Annotated in this window: 12 protein-coding genes; 10 read left to right on the plus strand and 2 right to left on the minus strand. The window is 63.7% G+C overall.

The features are described from left to right. The first annotated feature begins 18 nt into the window (after positions 1–18). The 6 genes from CAP13_RS07395 (at position 19) to CAP13_RS07420 (ending at position 6,927) form a co-directional block, all read left to right on the plus strand. Positions 19–1,188 carry a hypothetical protein gene (locus tag CAP13_RS07395; protein ID WP_085830968.1) on the plus strand — a complete coding sequence of 390 codons (1,170 nt, stop codon included), beginning with the start codon at positions 19–21 and terminating at the stop codon, positions 1,186–1,188. A 256-nt stretch (positions 1,189–1,444) separates the two neighbouring features. Next, complete coding sequence (locus CAP13_RS07400; RefSeq protein ID WP_085830969.1) at positions 1,445–3,361, plus strand: BglG family transcription antiterminator; 1,917 nt, start codon at positions 1,445–1,447, stop codon at positions 3,359–3,361. Next, complete coding sequence (locus CAP13_RS07405; RefSeq protein WP_085830970.1) at positions 3,358–3,657, plus strand: PTS sugar transporter subunit IIB; 300 nt, start codon at positions 3,358–3,360, stop codon at positions 3,655–3,657. The genes CAP13_RS07400 and CAP13_RS07405 overlap by 4 nt, the downstream gene beginning before the upstream one ends. Next, positions 3,650–4,012, plus strand: a complete 363-nt coding sequence (locus tag CAP13_RS07410) for a PTS sugar transporter subunit IIA (protein WP_085830971.1) — start codon at positions 3,650–3,652, stop codon at positions 4,010–4,012. The genes CAP13_RS07405 and CAP13_RS07410 overlap by 8 nt, the downstream gene beginning before the upstream one ends. Before the next feature lie 83 nt (positions 4,013–4,095). Then, entirely contained in the window at positions 4,096–5,430 is a 1,335-nt protein-coding gene (locus CAP13_RS07415; RefSeq protein ID WP_085830972.1) for a PTS sugar transporter subunit IIC, read from the plus strand. 78 nt (positions 5,431–5,508) lie between these two features. Beyond that, entirely contained in the window at positions 5,509–6,927 is a 1,419-nt protein-coding gene (locus CAP13_RS07420) for a glycoside hydrolase family 1 protein (RefSeq protein ID WP_085830973.1), read from the plus strand. Between the two features lie 974 nt (positions 6,928–7,901). Here CAP13_RS07420 and ilvD read toward each other — a convergent pair. Beyond that, positions 7,902–9,668 carry a dihydroxy-acid dehydratase gene (gene ilvD / locus CAP13_RS07425; RefSeq protein WP_085830974.1) on the minus strand — a complete coding sequence of 589 codons (1,767 nt, stop codon included), beginning with the start codon at positions 9,666–9,668 and terminating at the stop codon, positions 7,902–7,904. 153 nt (positions 9,669–9,821) lie between these two features. Here ilvD and CAP13_RS07430 point away from each other — a divergent pair, with 153 nt between their 5' ends. The 4 genes from CAP13_RS07430 (at position 9,822) to CAP13_RS07445 (ending at position 14,811) form a co-directional block, all read left to right on the plus strand. Next, positions 9,822–10,529, plus strand: a complete 708-nt coding sequence (locus CAP13_RS07430; RefSeq protein WP_085830975.1) for a FadR/GntR family transcriptional regulator — start codon at positions 9,822–9,824, stop codon at positions 10,527–10,529. A 357-nt stretch (positions 10,530–10,886) separates the two neighbouring features. Further along, positions 10,887–12,467 carry a PTS transporter subunit EIIC gene (locus tag CAP13_RS07435; RefSeq protein WP_218775328.1) on the plus strand — a complete coding sequence of 527 codons (1,581 nt, stop codon included), beginning with the start codon at positions 10,887–10,889 and terminating at the stop codon, positions 12,465–12,467. Between the two features lie 103 nt (positions 12,468–12,570). Next, positions 12,571–13,911, plus strand: a complete 1,341-nt coding sequence (locus CAP13_RS07440; protein WP_085830977.1) for a 6-phospho-alpha-glucosidase — start codon at positions 12,571–12,573, stop codon at positions 13,909–13,911. 156 nt (positions 13,912–14,067) lie between these two features. Then, positions 14,068–14,811, plus strand: a complete 744-nt coding sequence (locus CAP13_RS07445) for a MurR/RpiR family transcriptional regulator (protein WP_085830978.1) — start codon at positions 14,068–14,070, stop codon at positions 14,809–14,811. 23 nt (positions 14,812–14,834) lie between these two features. Here the strand turns inward: CAP13_RS07445 and CAP13_RS07450 are convergent. After that, positions 14,835–15,251, minus strand: a 417-nt coding sequence (locus CAP13_RS07450; RefSeq protein ID WP_281249003.1) for an NAD(P)-dependent oxidoreductase, incomplete at its 5' end; no start/stop codon positions are given.

Below are 15,251 nucleotides of genomic sequence, written 5' to 3' on the forward strand. Positions count from 1 at the left end.
CGCAACGAGGGAGGCATCATGGCGCGCCGGCATTCCACCATCGATCCGTTCAACGCAGACGAGCCGGTCATGCCGGGAGCTGATGGCGCGGAGGAGCTGGGGGAGGTCGGCGGCCACACGGGCTACGACGCCCCGCGCAAGGCGCGCGATTTCTACGAGGCACCGCGGGATAACGCCGCCTTTCATGCTGAGCGGGAGACTAGGGCTCAGCGTCCCGGGGCCCCAGCCTCCACGGAGGGGCAGCAGGCGGAGGATCCGGAGGATCAACGTTCCCCGATCACCTCCGGAGAGGCCGAGGAGCGCTCTCGCTCCCGGCAGGGCGAGCGGCCCCCGGTGGAGGGCATGGGGGCCTATCAGCCTGAGGAGCTGCGGAAACCACGGTGGTTCGAGCGGCCGGCACGGCAGCGCAGCGTTGATCTGGATGGCGTTTCGAAAGGCCTTCGCCGCGCCAGGAGCAGCATCGGCTTTCTCTTCACGGCATTCCAGATGCTTCTGCTCCCCCTCCTCCTGTTTGGGATGTGGTTTGGGGGCTTCGAAATCATTGCGGACCTGATGGGCTCCGGTTCGTCGAGTATCACCTCGGCGGGCCCGAAGATCCTCTGGTCTGACGACGACGATGACGAGGCCGATGCACGCGCCAGCGAGGCACATGATCAACAGCAGGTTGAGGCTGCCGTCGCCTCGTTTTTCGAAGAGCTCCCAGGTGATCAGGCCTTCCTCGACGACCGGCTCGTCCAGTTTGACGACCGTGCGCGCATCTTCCTCGGGTACACCACAGAGGAGCTGGGGCTCAGCGCCGACGACTTCCTGGCTTGGCAGCTCGACGGTTTCACGCACGAGGTTTCGTACGTCGATTGGCGCGATGGGGCTCAGGCGGAAGGAGCATCTGCCGGTGTGTACGTGAGCACGTCCGCGCATAGCGAGCTGAACATGTTCACGAGCTTCCAAAGCAAGGCCGAAGCCTATCTCAAGGATCAGTTCGGCTCGTCATACAACGTGCTTCTCAAGAAAATCCCGCAGCTCACCGATGAGCAGAAGGCTACGATCCAGACGATGTTCATCGAAACGCTTGCTGAGGACCTTGAGCCGTGGGGCTGGTACGGCCGGCTCCAATTCGAGCGCCAGGACGGGGTCTGGGTGCTCGACCAGGAGGATGCTCGCGATCACCTCGACAGCATCTTCCTGTAGCGCCCCTCACAGCCATAGGAGCAGGGCCCGCCCCTCGTGAAGAGGGGCGGGCCCTGTTGTGTTGATGAAAGGCTCTTCGCCATCGGAAGCCGTTCACATCACCATGATCCCTTGCATGCGCCCTAGCCTTACTTCGTTTATCCCCCGCGATTTTCATCCGATAACTTTCTTGCAATCCATTTCCAAATCGCTGGAAGAGACCGACATGGAATGGTGAATCATCAGATGATAGGTTACAAGATGAAAGGAGCGCGAGATGGAAGCACGCACCCGCGAACTCATACGGATCCTCCGGCACGGCGACGATGTCCCGTCTGAGGCACTTGCGCACCACTTCGGCGTGACCGAGCGCTCTATCCGCACCTACGTGCGTCGCGCCAATGCGACGCTCACGGGAATCGTGCACATCGCCAACCACAGCAACCGCGGGTACTCGCTCGTGGTTGACGACGAGGACGCCCTGCGTACCTGGGAAGTTGGCTTTGAAACCGGTTACACGCGCGCGCTGCCGCAATCCAACGACGAGCGCGTGAGTTACCTGCTTGACGACCTGCTCTCGCGGACCGACTGGATCACCTCGGGCAAGCTGGCAGAGATCCTGTTCGTCTCACCTCGCACCATCTCGGCGAACCTCAAGGAGGTCGAGGGGGTCCTCACCCGGTTCGGTCTGACGCTCGAGCGTAGGCCGCATTACGGGATCCGCGTCGTCGGATCTGAGCTCAAGCGGCGCATCTGCCTTGCGAACACGACCATGAACCTCATCACCGGTGGAGGCGAGGCCACTGACCTCATGCTGGACCGCGTGTCGCACTGCGTGGACGAGGCCCTTCGTGCCGAGAGCTTCGGCATCAACTCCGTGGCGTATCAGAACCTCCTTGTCCATATCGGGGTCGCCGTCCTTCGACTCCGCGCGGGGAACAGCATTCCGTTCGATCGGGAGCGGCTCGACAAGGTGCGCTCCGACCGGGAATATGCGGTCGCCGGCCACATCGCCCGCCTCATCAACGAGGCTTTTGACATCGAGTTGCCCGATGAGGAGATCGCATACATCGCCATCCACCTCATGGGGAAGCAGATCATAGACGCCCCGATGGAGGGGGAGGCCGATACCGCCATCTCCGATGAGGTGTGGAATGTGGTCTCCCGCATGCTCGAGGTTGTGAACAGCACCTTCCACTTCGATTTTCGCGGTGACCTCGAGCTGCGCATGAACCTGGCCCGTCACATCGTGCCGCTCTCGGTCCGACTGCGCTACCACATGAGCCTGACCAATCCGCTCCTATCAGATATAAAGCGCCGCTTCCCCCTGGCGTATTCCATGGCGCTGGAGTCGGCAACGGTCTTGGTTGACGCCTATGGGGCCTCCATGAGCGAGGACGAGGTGGGTTATATCGCGATGGCCCTGGCGCTCGCCCTTGAGCGCCGTCGCGCCGAGCCCTCCAAGAAGAGCATCGTGGTGGTGTGCGCCTCCGGTATGGGTAGCGCACGGCTGCTCGAGTATCAGTACCGCAAGGAGTTCGGCGCATACCTCGACAAGGTGATCGCATACGACCTGGCGCAGCTCGACCGCATGGATTTCACCGGTATCGATTACGTGTTCACCACCGTCCCCATCAAGCGCGTCCTGCCGGTGCCGGTGCGCGAGGTTGGTTTCTTCCTGTCCCGAGATGAGCGTGAGGACGTGCACGCGCTGCTGCAGGGTGGCAAGTTCACCAGCTCCGCGCTGTCAGGATTCACATCCGAACTCTTCTTTCCGCACTTACGCTCAGATTCGAAAGAGGACCTGCTTGCCGAGATGTGCAAGCGCATCTCGGCATTTGAGGACCTTGATGAGAATTTCCTCGAGCTCGTCTACGAGCGCGAGCACCTGGCTCCCACGGCATTTGGGGATCTGGTCGCCATGCCGCATCCCATCACGCCGGCAAGTGTGCGGACCTTCGTGTGCGTCGGTTTGCTCGACGAGCCGATCGACTGGGGATCCCATCCGGTGCAGGCCGTGTTCCTGGTCTCGATCGCGCGGGATGTGGACCCACCCAAAGACTTCTATGAGCGCCTCGCGCGCCTGTTCAGCGATGAGCGGGCGATAGGGGAACTTCTGGCGGATCAACGATTCGACCGGCTCTTGAAGGTGTTTGAACATATCGGTTCGGAAGTAGAAGGAGAAGGCAAATGAGGAAGATCGTGTTGCTGTGCTCGGCAGGAATGTCAACGAGCCTGCTGGTGAACAAGATGCGTGATGCGGCGAAGGAGCAGGGCTACGAATGCTCCATCGAGGCCGACCCCGTCCGCACGGCGGCGGAGGCCGGTGCCGACGCGGATATCGTGCTGCTTGGTCCACAGGTCCGCTTCCAGGTCAACAAGCTCTCCAAGCAGCTCTCCTGCCCGGTGGAGGCCATCGATCCCATGGTGTATGGGCGTATGGACGGGGCCGCACTGCTCAAGCATGTGCGGGAGGTCCTCGATGACTAGCTTCGATGAGTTAGCGCGTGTGAGCTTCGAGATCATCGCCTCGGTCGGTATGGCGCGCAGCTCCTATATCGAGGCGATACAAGAGGCGAAGGCCGGTAACTTCGACCGGGCCCGGGCGCTGGTCGACGAGGGGGGTGAGAGCTTCCTGGGAGGCCATGACGCGCACACGGCGCTCGTTCAGGCCGAGGCGGGTGGCGAGCGCACGGAGATGGGCCTCCTGCTCACCCATGCCGAGGATCAGCTTATGAGCGCCGAGGCCTTCGGTATCCTGTCAACCGAGTTCATCGCCTTGTATGAGCGCATCGACCGGCTTGAGAAGCGCTTGGATATCCAAGACTCAAGCGAATCTGAATAGCCTCTTGCGATGAGGCGAACCAAGTTGTCATAACGAGCCTGCACCCTTGTTCGCTCGTACCTGTTCTCGGAAGGAGAAAACGCATGGAAGCACTTATGGATAAGCTCACCGGCGCCTTGGGAGGTGTGGCGGACAAGGTCAACGGCTGGCGCTACATCATCGTGATCAAAAACGCTTTCTACGCGCTGATCCCGGTTATCATCTGCGGCGCGTTCGGCACACTGTTCGGCACCATGGTGTTTGACACCCAGACCGGTCTGGCGCAGTTCGGGCCGCTGGCCTTCCTGGCCGAGCTGAAGCCCATCGCCACGGCCGTCAGCTACGTGACCCTGAGCTTCCTAACCATCTACGTGGTCTTTCTCATGGGTCTCGAGTTGGGCAAGCTGAACGAGAAGGAGGGGTTCTTCCCGGGCATCGTCGCCGTCATGTCCTATCTGGCGGTGAACCCCAGCACGTACCTCGCCACCGATGATTCCGGTGCGTCCATGCTCGTCCAGAATGTGCTCGCCAAGCAGTACACGGACACGAAGGGCCTGTTCCTCGGCATGATCATCGCCATCGCGGCCGTCGAGCTCTACTGCTGGCTCTGCAAGAGCCGCGCGCTCAACTTCCAGATGCCCGACACCGTTCCGCCGAACGTGTCCCGCAGCTTCTCGTCCCTGTTCCCCGGCGCCATCACCGTCGCCGTGTTCGCGACGATCGGCTTTGCGTTCCACGCCCTGACCGGCATGTATCTGTACGACGTCATCTACGCAGTCGTTCAGCAGCCGCTCATGAACGTCGTGCAGGGCCTGCCCGGCATCCTCCTGCTGATGTTCGTGGCCCAGGTCTTCTGGGTTATCGGTATCCACGGCAACCAGATGATCAAGCCCATCCGCGAGCCGCTTCTGATCGCCGCCATCACCGCAAACGCCGATGCGTTCGCCTCGGGGCATGCGCTCCCCAACATCATCACGATGCCGTTCTGGGACATGTACATGAGTTTCGGCGGCTCGGGATGCACCCTGGGGCTGCTCATCGCCATCTTCCTGATCAGCAAGCGCGAGGATCAGAAGGCCATCGCCAAGCTCTCGGCTCCATGCGGCATCTTCAACATCAACGAGCCGGTGGTCTTCGGCATGCCCATCATGCTGAATCCCATCCTCGCCATCCCGTTCATCATCACGCCGCTCATCACGGGCACCATCGGCTACTTTGCCACAGCAGTCGGCTTCGCGGCCCGCGCCGTCGTGTACATCCCGTGGCCCACGCCGCCCATCCTGAGCGCCTGGCTTGCGACGGCGGGAGATCTTGGCGCGGTGGCCACACAGCTTGTGTGCATAGTCGTCTCGATCCTGATCTATCTGCCGTTCGTAAAGATCTCAAACCGTCAGCAGGTTGTCTCGTATGGCGAGGATGCGGAGGCGTCCGAGGCGTAATCGAGCGCAGGTGGTGGGCTGTGTGCTGCGCGGCCCATCACCTCATTGGGGCACATGCGAGAAAAGGGAGCTCACGATATGAAGATCGACATCCCGGCAAACTTCCTGATCGGCGCCGCCTCGTCTGCATGGCAGACGGAGGGCTGGAAGGGGAAGAAGGACGGCCAGGACTCGTATCTGGACAGTTGGTACAAGAACGAGCCGAATGTGTGGCATGAGGGGTACGGGCCCGCGGTCGCCACCAATTTCATGGAGAACTACCAGCAGGATGTCGATCTCATGAGGGAGATCCATCTCGGTGCGTACCGCACGTCCATCAACTGGGCGCGTTTCTTCACCGACCATGTGAACCTCGTGGTTGACGAGGAGTACGCGCAGCATATCGATGATGTGGTGAACGCCCTGGTCGAGGCCGGCGTTGAGCCGATGCTCTGCCTGGAGCACTATGAGCTGCCCCAGGCCCTGACTGATGCGTACGATGGCTGGTCCTCACGCGAGGTGGTGGACCTGTATGCGGCGTACGCAAAGATCGCGTTTGAGCGTTATGGAGACCGTGTTCACCAATGGTTCACGTTCAACGAGCCCATCGTGCCGCAGACGCGCTGCTACCTCGATGCCGTTCGCTGGCCGCATGAGCAGAACACGAAGAAGTGGATGATCTGGAACTACCACAAGGCCCTCGCCAGTGCCTTCGCGGTCAAGGCGTTCCACGAGGGAGGCTACGAGGGGCGTATCGGCTGCGTTCTGAACCCCGAGATGGCCTACGCCAGGTCCTCGTCGCCCGAGGACCAGCGTGCGCGCCACATGTACGATCTGTTCTTCAACCGGGTGTTCTTCGATCCCATGGTGAAAGGCGCTTATCCTCAGGAATTGATTGGCATCTGCCGGGAGCACGGCGTATGGGTCGACCCGGCCGACGGGGATCTGGAGATCATCAAGCAGGGCACCGTCGACTTCCTCGGCGTGAACCAGTACTACCCGAAGCGCGTCCGCGCGCCCCGGTATGCCTGGAACCCGCAGACCCCCTTCCATCCCGAGATGTTTTACGAAGGCTTCGATCTGCCGGGCCGGGCGATGAACAAATCCCGTGGTTGGGAAATCTACCCGAAGGTCATGTACGACATGGCCATGTACCTCAAGGAGCATTACGGGAACATCCCCTGGATCGTCTCTGAGAACGGCATGGGCATCGAGGGCGAAGAGCGTTTCATGAATGAGCAGGGCGTGGTCCAAGATGATTACCGGATCGAGTTCATCGCCCAGCACCTCCGCTGGCTTCTGAAGGCCGTGGAGGACGGTTCGAGCTGCGAGGGCTATATGCTCTGGGCATTTACGGATAATGTGAGCCCCATGAACGCCTTCAAGAACCGATACGGTCTCGTGCGCATCGAGCTGGACGAGCAGCGCACACGTCGCCTCAAGAAGTCGGCGCGTTGGTACCAGAGCCTGATCGACGATCGCGTGCTCGAGCTCCCCGATGAGGAGGGCGCAAAGTAGCGGCTCCAGGTGGTGCACAGGTTCGACGTGGGCGTGGCCCGACACCGGCATTCGGAGCGCAGCCCGAATGCCGGTACTCTTTTGCAGGTTGTCCCTGAATGCATGGATGCAGGCATCAATGACGGCGACTCACTCGGCCGGCAGGTGAGGCCGCTCCTGCATGCATGGATGCAGGGGGCTGCCCAGCGCGGTAGGTCCCCTTGGAAACACGTGTGCGGGGATAGCTCTGTAGGATGTCCCCGGATGCACGGGCGCCGCGGCCGTTCCGCAGGATGTCCTCTGAATGCACAGGCATCCAGGGGACATCTTGCAGGTCGCGTCCGTGCGAGCAACGAAACACCAGGTAATGAGGGTGCTGCATGGCTGGTACGGCAGCGTTTCAGCTGAAAACCGTGCATTCAGAGGGCATTCGGCATTTCGACTGCAAAAACCGTGCATGCAGAGGCTTTCCTGCGTCTCAGGTATGAGCCCCCGCTTCTCAGGAGCTGCGGGATCATGTGCCGAACCTCGGCACCGACGGCCCGCGTTCTCGCGCCTCGACACCTATCGCTCCGCGCCGTTGGTTCAAGCGGGCTTGAAAACATACTCGAGACCGTCTGCTTATGCAGATCGCCTCTGAAACCGCCTTGAGATGACGTTTTCCGCGCACGGCTGGACGCGTGGGGGATCCCCTAGAGCTGCAAGGTGTCGCTCACACCGCCGATACGCACGGCTGGACGCGTGGGGGATCCCCTAGAGCTGCAAGGTGTCGCTCACACCGCCGATACGCACGGCTGGACGCGCGGGGGATCCCCGGTCGGGCATGCGGTTGGATCCTCGGCCTTGCGTCTGGCCGTCGGACCCGGGGTTGAGGCACCCCTAATGCAGGTTGATGATAGAAACCTACTTTCGACGGTGCTTCCTGGCAAAATGCCCTCGCAGCCGCGTCGAGATGACGTTTTGCCCCATCACTTGCACGATCTTCCTCGCCGGCGCTACGCCATGTACCCGCCGTCGATCGCCGAGACAGCGTGCTCGGTGTAGAACTTGAGCACGCTGTGATCGTACTTCGGGGCGCGGGGCTGCCACCGCTCGCGCCGCTCGGCGAGCACCGCGTCAACCTCGGCGGGCGTGCGACGTTCCCCGGCGATGCCCACGATGTCGAGGGTGCGCGCGGGGATGTCGATCTGGATCAGATCCCCCTCCTCAACGAGGGCGATCGGGCCGCCCGTCGCCGCCTCGGGGCTCACGTGCCCGATAGCCGGCCCCTTCGAGGCGCCGGAGAAGCGCCCGTCGGTGATGAGGGCGATCGAGGCCCCCAGCTCGGGATCGGAGGCGATCGCCTCGGTGGTGTAGAACATCTCGGGCATGCCCGAGCCCTTGGGGCCCTCGTAGCGGATGAACACGGCGTCGCCCGGCTCGATCTCATGATGGAGCACCGCGGCGAGCGCATCCTCCTCGCAGTCGAAGGGGCGGGCGCGGAGCACCGCCTGGAACATCTCGCGGGGCACCACGGTGTGCTTGACAACGGCCCCATCGGGCGCGAGGTTGCCGCGCAGGATGGCGATGGATCCGTCGGTTCCAAACGGGTGGTCGATCGAGCGGATCACATCGGTGCGCTTGAGGCGCCACGCGTCCAGATGACGCTGGCAGGCCTCGTAGTACCCGCTCGCGCGCAGGTCGTCGAGGTTCTCGCCGAGGGTCTTACCGGTCACCGTCATCGCGTCCAGGTGAAGGTCGTCACGGATCTCCTCCATGACAGCGGGGACACCGCCCGCGTAGTAGAAGAACTGGGCCGGCCACTGACCCGCGGGGCGGATGTTCAGCAGGTAGCGGGCACCACGATGCATGCGGTCGAAGTCATCTGCCGTGACCTCGATGCCAAATTCCCTGGCGATGGCGGGGATGTGCAGAAGCGAGTTGGTGGAACCCGAGATGGCGGCATGCACCATGATGAGGTTCTCGAAGCTCTCCCGCGTGACGATGTCACGGGGCTTGAGGCCGCGACGCGCCAGGCGAACCGCCTGACGGCCTGCCTCGAGCGCAGCCTCGCGCAGTTCGGTGCTCGTAGCGGGCAAGAGCGCCGTGCCGGGCAGTGCGAGGCCGAGCGCCTCCGCGGTGATCTGCATCGTGGATGCCGTGCCCATGAACGAGCAGGCGCCGCAGCTCGGGCAGGCGTTGCGCTTGTAGTAGTCGAGCTGCTCACGGCTGATCTCGCCGCGCTCGTACTGGGCGGAGTACATACCGAGCTGCTCCAAGGTGAGCAGGTCGGGGCCGGCGTCCATGACGCCGCCCGTCACCACGACGCTGGGGATGTTGAGGCGGCCGACGGCCATGAGGTGCGCCGGCATGCCCTTGTCGCAGCTGGCCACGAACACCCCGGCATCGAAGGGGGTGGCGTTCGCATGGATCTCGATCATGTTGGCGATGGCGTCGCGGCTGGGCAGGGAGTAGTTGATCCCGTCGTGGCCCTGCGCCTCGCCGTCGCAGATATCGGTGGTGAAGTACCGCGCCCCGTGGCCGCCCTCCTCGGCGACGCCGGTGCGCACCGCTTCCACGAGCTCGAAGAGGCCGGCCGATCCCGGGTGCGAGTCGCCGAAGGTGGATTCGATGATGACCTGGGGCTTCGACAGATCCTCCGGCTTCCAGCCCGCGCCGATGCGCAGCGGGTCGAGCTCGGGGGAGAGCTCACGGTATTTCTGACTGCGCAGCGGCGCTCCAAAGCCGCAAGCTGCGGAAGGCGTTTCAGGTGAGGTTGGCATAGCGGTGCCCTCTCTCTAGCGGGGTAGATAGCCCGAGTATAAAATCATCAGATGAATTTGCAAGCACTCGTATGAGGATGACGGGCGCACGGTATCATGGGGGCGACCTGCCGGCGCGCCTGGGGCGGCGGCTTTGCACGATAGGAGGGGCCCATGGCTGCGGACCGCGCCAAAAGCCTGGTCGATGATCTCGCCGATCAGGTGATCGACTTGATCGCACAAAACCGGCTCTCCCAGGGTGATCGCCTGCCAAACGAGGCCGAGCTGTCGAAGCTGCTCGGAGCCGGGCGCAGCTCGGTGCGCGAGGCCATGAAGCTCCTCTCGACGCGCAACATCGTCACCATACGCCAGGGGTCGGGCACCTACGTCTCGGGCACTCCGGGCGTGGTCGAGGATCCGCTCGGCTTCTCGTTCATCGAGGACAAGGAGAGGCTCGCCGCCGACCTGATCGAGGTCCGCCTCCTGATCGAACCCGCCATCGCCTCCATGGCGGCGACCAACGCGAGCGAGCAGCAGGTGGCGCGCATCGGGGAGCTCGCCGACGAGATCGAGCGGCTCATCCTCGCCGGCGAGCCGTACGCGGAACGGGATGTTGAGTTCCATCGCTTGATCGCCGAGAGCACGGGGAACATCGTGGTCCCGCGGCTCATCCCGGTCATCACCTCGTCGGTTCCGCTCTTCATCGACATGACCCGCGCCGCGCTGGCGGAGGAGTCCATCGAGACCCACCGGGCGGTGGCGGATGCGATCGCGCGGCACGATGGCACGGCGGCCCACGATGCCATGTACCTGCATCTCGTCTACAACCGTGCTCAGATCCGGAAGGAACGGGCCGGTCGCGCGGGAGGAGACGGCGAGTAGGTAGTGTGCTCTTGCGCTCGCGGCCCGCGCCAGGGCGGTGGGTGCCAGTGCGTGACGTCATGTAGCTACGCCCTTGCGCGCGCGGGCCCGCGTGTCCACAGGCAGAGTACCCGCGGCCCCACCGCGGCCCCGGCCGGGTCCGTCGCTCCGTGAGATCGCCGCGCGCGGCGTCACCTGTTTTGTTCGCGGGTAACCGGTAACCTCTTTGAGGCCTCTCTAAATCATCAGATGAATATCTGTCTACAATACGGCGATGTTCGTCACGTGGCACCGTCCGACCGCTGTTTGTTCCCGTTAGGGAGGGGATCATCTGTGAGAGAAAAGGCAATGACCGCGATGCAGTCTTTCTCAAAGGCTATGTTCATCCCGGTTCTCATCCTGCCGATCGCCGGCTTGCTGATCGCGATCGGCAACGTCTTCACCAACACCGCGCTGCAGGAGACGTTCCCGTTTCTGAACAACCCCATCACCATGGGATTCGGCTCCATCCTTTCGGGTTCGCTCGTGGCCATCCTGACCAACCTGGGCCTGATCTTCTGCGTGGGCATCGCCATCGGCCTGGCGAAGAAAAAGAAGGCTGATTCCGGCTTCACCGCGCTCCTCGGCTTCCTGGTGTTCATCAACGCGATGAACAAGTCCATGGACCTGCAGGGCATGCTGGTGGCGGCGGACGCCCTGCGCGGCTCCGGCCAGACGACCGTGCTCGGTGTCCAGATCCTCGATATGGGCGTGTTCCTCGGCATCATCCTCGGGCTCACCTTCGCCGCCATCCACAACCGGTTCATCGACACCGAGTTCAACGACGCCTTCTCCATCTACGGCGGCACCCGCTTCGTGTTCATCGTCGAGATCCCGACGGCGATCCTGCTGGCGCTGGCCCTCACCTTCGTGTGGCCCGTCATCCAGGGTGGCATCGACAGCCTCGGCTTCTTCATCCAGCAGGCGGGGAACTTCGGCATCTTCCTGTACGGCGCCCTTGAGCGCCTGCTCATCCCCACGGGCCTGCACCACCTGGTGTACACCCCGTTCCTCTACACCAAGCTCGGTGGCACGGCCGAGGTCGCCGGCCAGGTCTTCGAGGGCGCGCGCAACATCTACTATGCGGAGATCGCCGATCCCGCGACGACGATCCTGTCGAGCTCCGTGGTGTGGGACGCCCGCGGCATCTCTAAGATGTTCGGTCTGATCGGCGCCTGCCTCGCCATGTACCACTGCGCCAAGCCGGAGAACCGGTCCAAGGTTCGCGCCATCCTGATTCCGGCCGCGGTCTGCTCGTTCGTCGCCGGTGTCACCGAGCCTATCGAGTTCTCGTTCCTGTTCGTGGCCCCGTTGCTGTTCGGCGTTCACGCGGTGCTCAACGGCCTCGGCATGGTCGCCTTCAACGTGCTCGGCTGCCGCGCCATCGGCCCCAACGGCTTCATCGACTTCCTGATCTACAACCTGCCGCTCGGCATCGGGAAGACCCATTGGCCCATCTACATCCTGATCGGCCTCGCGGAGTTCGTGATCTACTACCTCGTCTTCCGCGTCCTCATCACCAAGCTGAACCTGAAGACGCTCGGCCGCGAGGACGACGAGGCGGATATGAAGCTGCACACGAAGGCCGATTACCAGCAGAAGGTGGCCCTCGAGGGCGCCGGCACTGCAACGGTCACGGCGGCCCCACAGCCCGCGCAGGCGAGTGGTGGCATCGACGCGGCGGCGATCGTATCGGCACTCGGCGGAGCGGAGAACATCGTCAAGGTTGACAACTGCTATACGCGTCTCCGCCTGATCCTGAAGGATCCCGATCTCGCCTCCGAGGAGGAGCTGAAGGAGGGGACCGGCGCGCTCGCGGTGATCAAGAAGGGCGAGAACGTGCAGGTGGTCTACGGCCCCACGGTTCGGCAGGTGCGCTCTGCCGTGGACGTGGAGCTCGGTTTCTCGGACGAGGAGTAAGCGGGGCGCCCGCATCCTCAAGCATCGTTTGGGGCGCGGGTACGGTCAAAGCCCGCACCCGCGCCCTTGTTCGCAGTTCATAGATCTCAAGGAGGAGTTTCACATGACCTCAGGAGACCGGAAGTTCAACGTCGTGATCGCAGGGGGCGGCAGCACCTACACGCCCGGCATCGTGAAGATGATGCTGCAGCATCAGGCCGATTTCCCCCTGGCGTCCATCACCCTGTACGACAACGATCCCGATCGGCAGTCGGTGCTCGGCGAGGCCCTCGCCATCGTCATGCGCGAGGAGGCGCCCGAGGTTGCCTTCGCGTACACCACGGACCCCGAGACGGCGTTCACCGGCAAGGACTTCTGCATGGCGCATATCCGCGTGGGCGGCTACCCCATGCGCCAGCAGGACGAGCGCATCCCCCTCAAGCACGGCTGCGTGGGCCAGGAGACCTGCGGCGCGGGCGGCATCGCCTACGGCATGCGCTCCATCACCGGCATGCTCGAGATCATCGACTACATGGAGCGCTACGCGCCCGATTGCTGGATGCTCAACTACTCGAACCCCGCGTCGATCGTCGCCGAGGCCTGCCGCGTGCTCCGGCCCACCTCCAAGGTCATCAACATCTGCGACATGCCGGTTGGCACCCGTCGGCGCATGTCCTACATCGTCGGCAAGGAGTATGACGACCTCGATGTCCGCTACTTCGGACTCAACCACTTCGGCTGGTGGACGAGCGTGAAGGATGTCCACACCGGGAAGGACTACCTGCCCCAGCTGCTTGAGTACGTGGGCGAGAACGGCTACCTCACCCAGGCGGCCATCGACGCGCAGCACATGGACGAGAGCTGGCAGGCGACGCACAAGAAGGCGCGCGACCTCGTCGCGGTGGATCCGCAGTTCCTGCCGAACACCTACCTCAAGTACTACCTCTATCCCGATTACGTGGTGGAGCACTCCGATCCCAACCACACCCGCGCTGACGAGGTGATCGAGGGGCGCGAGCGCGATGTCTTCGGCGCGGCGCGCGAGATCGTGCGCAAGGGGACGGCGACCGGCGGCGAGTTCACCGTCGACAACCACGCCTCGTTCATCGTCTCGCTGGCGCGTGCGATCGCCTACAACACGCACGAGGTCATGCTCTGCATCGTGGAGAACAAGGGCGCGATCTCGAACTTCGATGACGACGCGATGGTCGAGGTTCCCTGCATGGTGGGCTCGGATGGTCCCGAGGCGCTCTGCCAGGGGGAGATCCCCACGTTCGAGCGCGGTCTCATGCAGGAGCAGCTGGCGGTCGAGAAGCTCGTCGTGGAGGCCTACATCGAGAAGAGCTACCTCAAGATGTGGCAGGCGCTCACGCTGTCCAAGACGATCCCGTCCGCCACGGTGGCCAAGGCGATCCTCGACGACCTCATCGAGGCGAACAAGGGCTGGTGGCCGGAGCTCTCCTAAGGAACTCCGGGTCGGCCGTTGCCCCGTGCGGGGCATGTGGTCAGTCTGCTTGAGAACGGGCCGCGGCCACCCTGCGGTCCACATTGCGATATCGTATGCGGGAAGGCGGGTGCCATCACGGCCCCGCCTTTTCACTCATACGAGATAGGCGGTTGCATGCAGGCGGATCTCTCGAAATTGATTGCGGACGCGCACCTGACCCCGGCAGAGGCGACGGTGCTGCGTGCCATCGCCGGCCACGGGGCCGAGACGCGCTCCCTGGGCGTGCGCGCCATCGCGGCCGAGTGCTTCACCTCCACGTCCACCGTGATGCGGCTGGCGCGGAAGCTCGGCTACGACGGCTTCATCGATATGTGCTATCAGCTGCCGCTGCGCTTGGGTGGCGGCAAGGACGCCGGCCGCTCCCTGCCCTTCCATCTGGACCTCGATGTCTCGCCCCAGAACCGCGAGGCCATCGCGTCGGCTGCGCGGAGGATGCGCCGCGTGGGCGGCTCGGTCCACATCTACGGCTGCGGCTACTCGTCGCTGATGGCGCAGTACCTGTCGAAGAAGCTGCTGGGCCTCGGTGTGCGCGTGATCTACTCCTCGGCGGACGACTCCATCAGCATCTTCGAGAACAACCTGGACCGCACGGACTCGCTCATCGTGGTCACGCGTTCGGGGCGGACCTCGCGCGTGCTCAAGCGCGTGTGCATGGCAGCTGACGAGGGGATCTGCACCATCGCTTTCACCGGCAACCACGAGAGCCCCATACGCCAGGAGTGCGACATCACCATCGTGGCCGACGACGAGGACGCCCTCGACGACCGCAACACCGAGCCGTCGTTCTTCTTCGCGCGCCTCCTCGTCCTCATCGAGCTGCTGGTCCGCGAGTACCTGGAGCAGGAGGCGGTGCAGTAGGGACTGCGCCCCGAGCGCGGGGCCTACCGCGCGACGGCGTTTCGGATGGGCTCGCCGGCCCGCAGGTGCCCGATATTCTCAGCGGCGATGTCCGTGATGTTGTCGAGGACCGCCGGGAGGTGGAATCCGCCGGATACGTGCGGGGTGATGAGGATCCCGGGGGCGTCCCAAAGCGGGCTGTCTGGCGGCAGCGGCTCGGGGTCGGTGACGTCGAGGGCCGCTCCGGCGAGATGGCCTGATTCGAGGGCGGCGATGAGGGCGGGGGAGTCCACGAGGTCCCCGCGGCCGCCGTTCGCGAAGATAGCGTCCGGTGCGCAGGCGTCGAAGAACGACGCGTCCGCGAGCCCGCGCGTCGCGGGGGAGCTCGGCAGGAACGAGGCGACGATATCGGCGGTGCCGAGGAGCTCGGGCAGGTCGTCCATGGCGGCGACCGCCTCGAA

The sequence above is a fragment of the Collinsella vaginalis genome, from assembly GCF_900176655.1.
Taxonomy (GTDB): domain Bacteria; phylum Actinomycetota; class Coriobacteriia; order Coriobacteriales; family Coriobacteriaceae; genus Collinsella; species Collinsella vaginalis.

What these genes read in the sequence shown, in the direction of transcription:
- CAP13_RS07435 (WP_218775328.1), top strand. Translation starts at nt 10,887, where the DNA reads ATGTTCATCCCGGTTCTCATCCTGCCGATCGCCGGCTTGCTGATCGCG.
- CAP13_RS07395 (WP_085830968.1), top strand. Translation starts at nt 19, where the DNA reads ATGGCGCGCCGGCATTCCACCATCGATCCGTTCAACGCAGACGAGCCG.
- CAP13_RS07400 (WP_085830969.1), top strand. Translation starts at nt 1,445, where the DNA reads ATGGAAGCACGCACCCGCGAACTCATACGGATCCTCCGGCACGGCGAC.
- CAP13_RS07405 (WP_085830970.1), top strand. Translation starts at nt 3,358, where the DNA reads ATGAGGAAGATCGTGTTGCTGTGCTCGGCAGGAATGTCAACGAGCCTG.
- CAP13_RS07415 (WP_085830972.1), top strand. Translation starts at nt 4,096, where the DNA reads ATGGAAGCACTTATGGATAAGCTCACCGGCGCCTTGGGAGGTGTGGCG.
- CAP13_RS07440 (WP_085830977.1), top strand. Translation starts at nt 12,571, where the DNA reads ATGACCTCAGGAGACCGGAAGTTCAACGTCGTGATCGCAGGGGGCGGC.
- ilvD (WP_085830974.1), bottom strand. Translation starts at nt 9,668, where the DNA reads ATGCCAACCTCACCTGAAACGCCTTCCGCAGCTTGCGGCTTTGGAGCG.
- CAP13_RS07430 (WP_085830975.1), top strand. Translation starts at nt 9,822, where the DNA reads ATGGCTGCGGACCGCGCCAAAAGCCTGGTCGATGATCTCGCCGATCAG.
- CAP13_RS07420 (WP_085830973.1), top strand. Translation starts at nt 5,509, where the DNA reads ATGAAGATCGACATCCCGGCAAACTTCCTGATCGGCGCCGCCTCGTCT.
- CAP13_RS07445 (WP_085830978.1), top strand. Translation starts at nt 14,068, where the DNA reads ATGCAGGCGGATCTCTCGAAATTGATTGCGGACGCGCACCTGACCCCG.
- CAP13_RS07410 (WP_085830971.1), top strand. Translation starts at nt 3,650, where the DNA reads ATGACTAGCTTCGATGAGTTAGCGCGTGTGAGCTTCGAGATCATCGCC.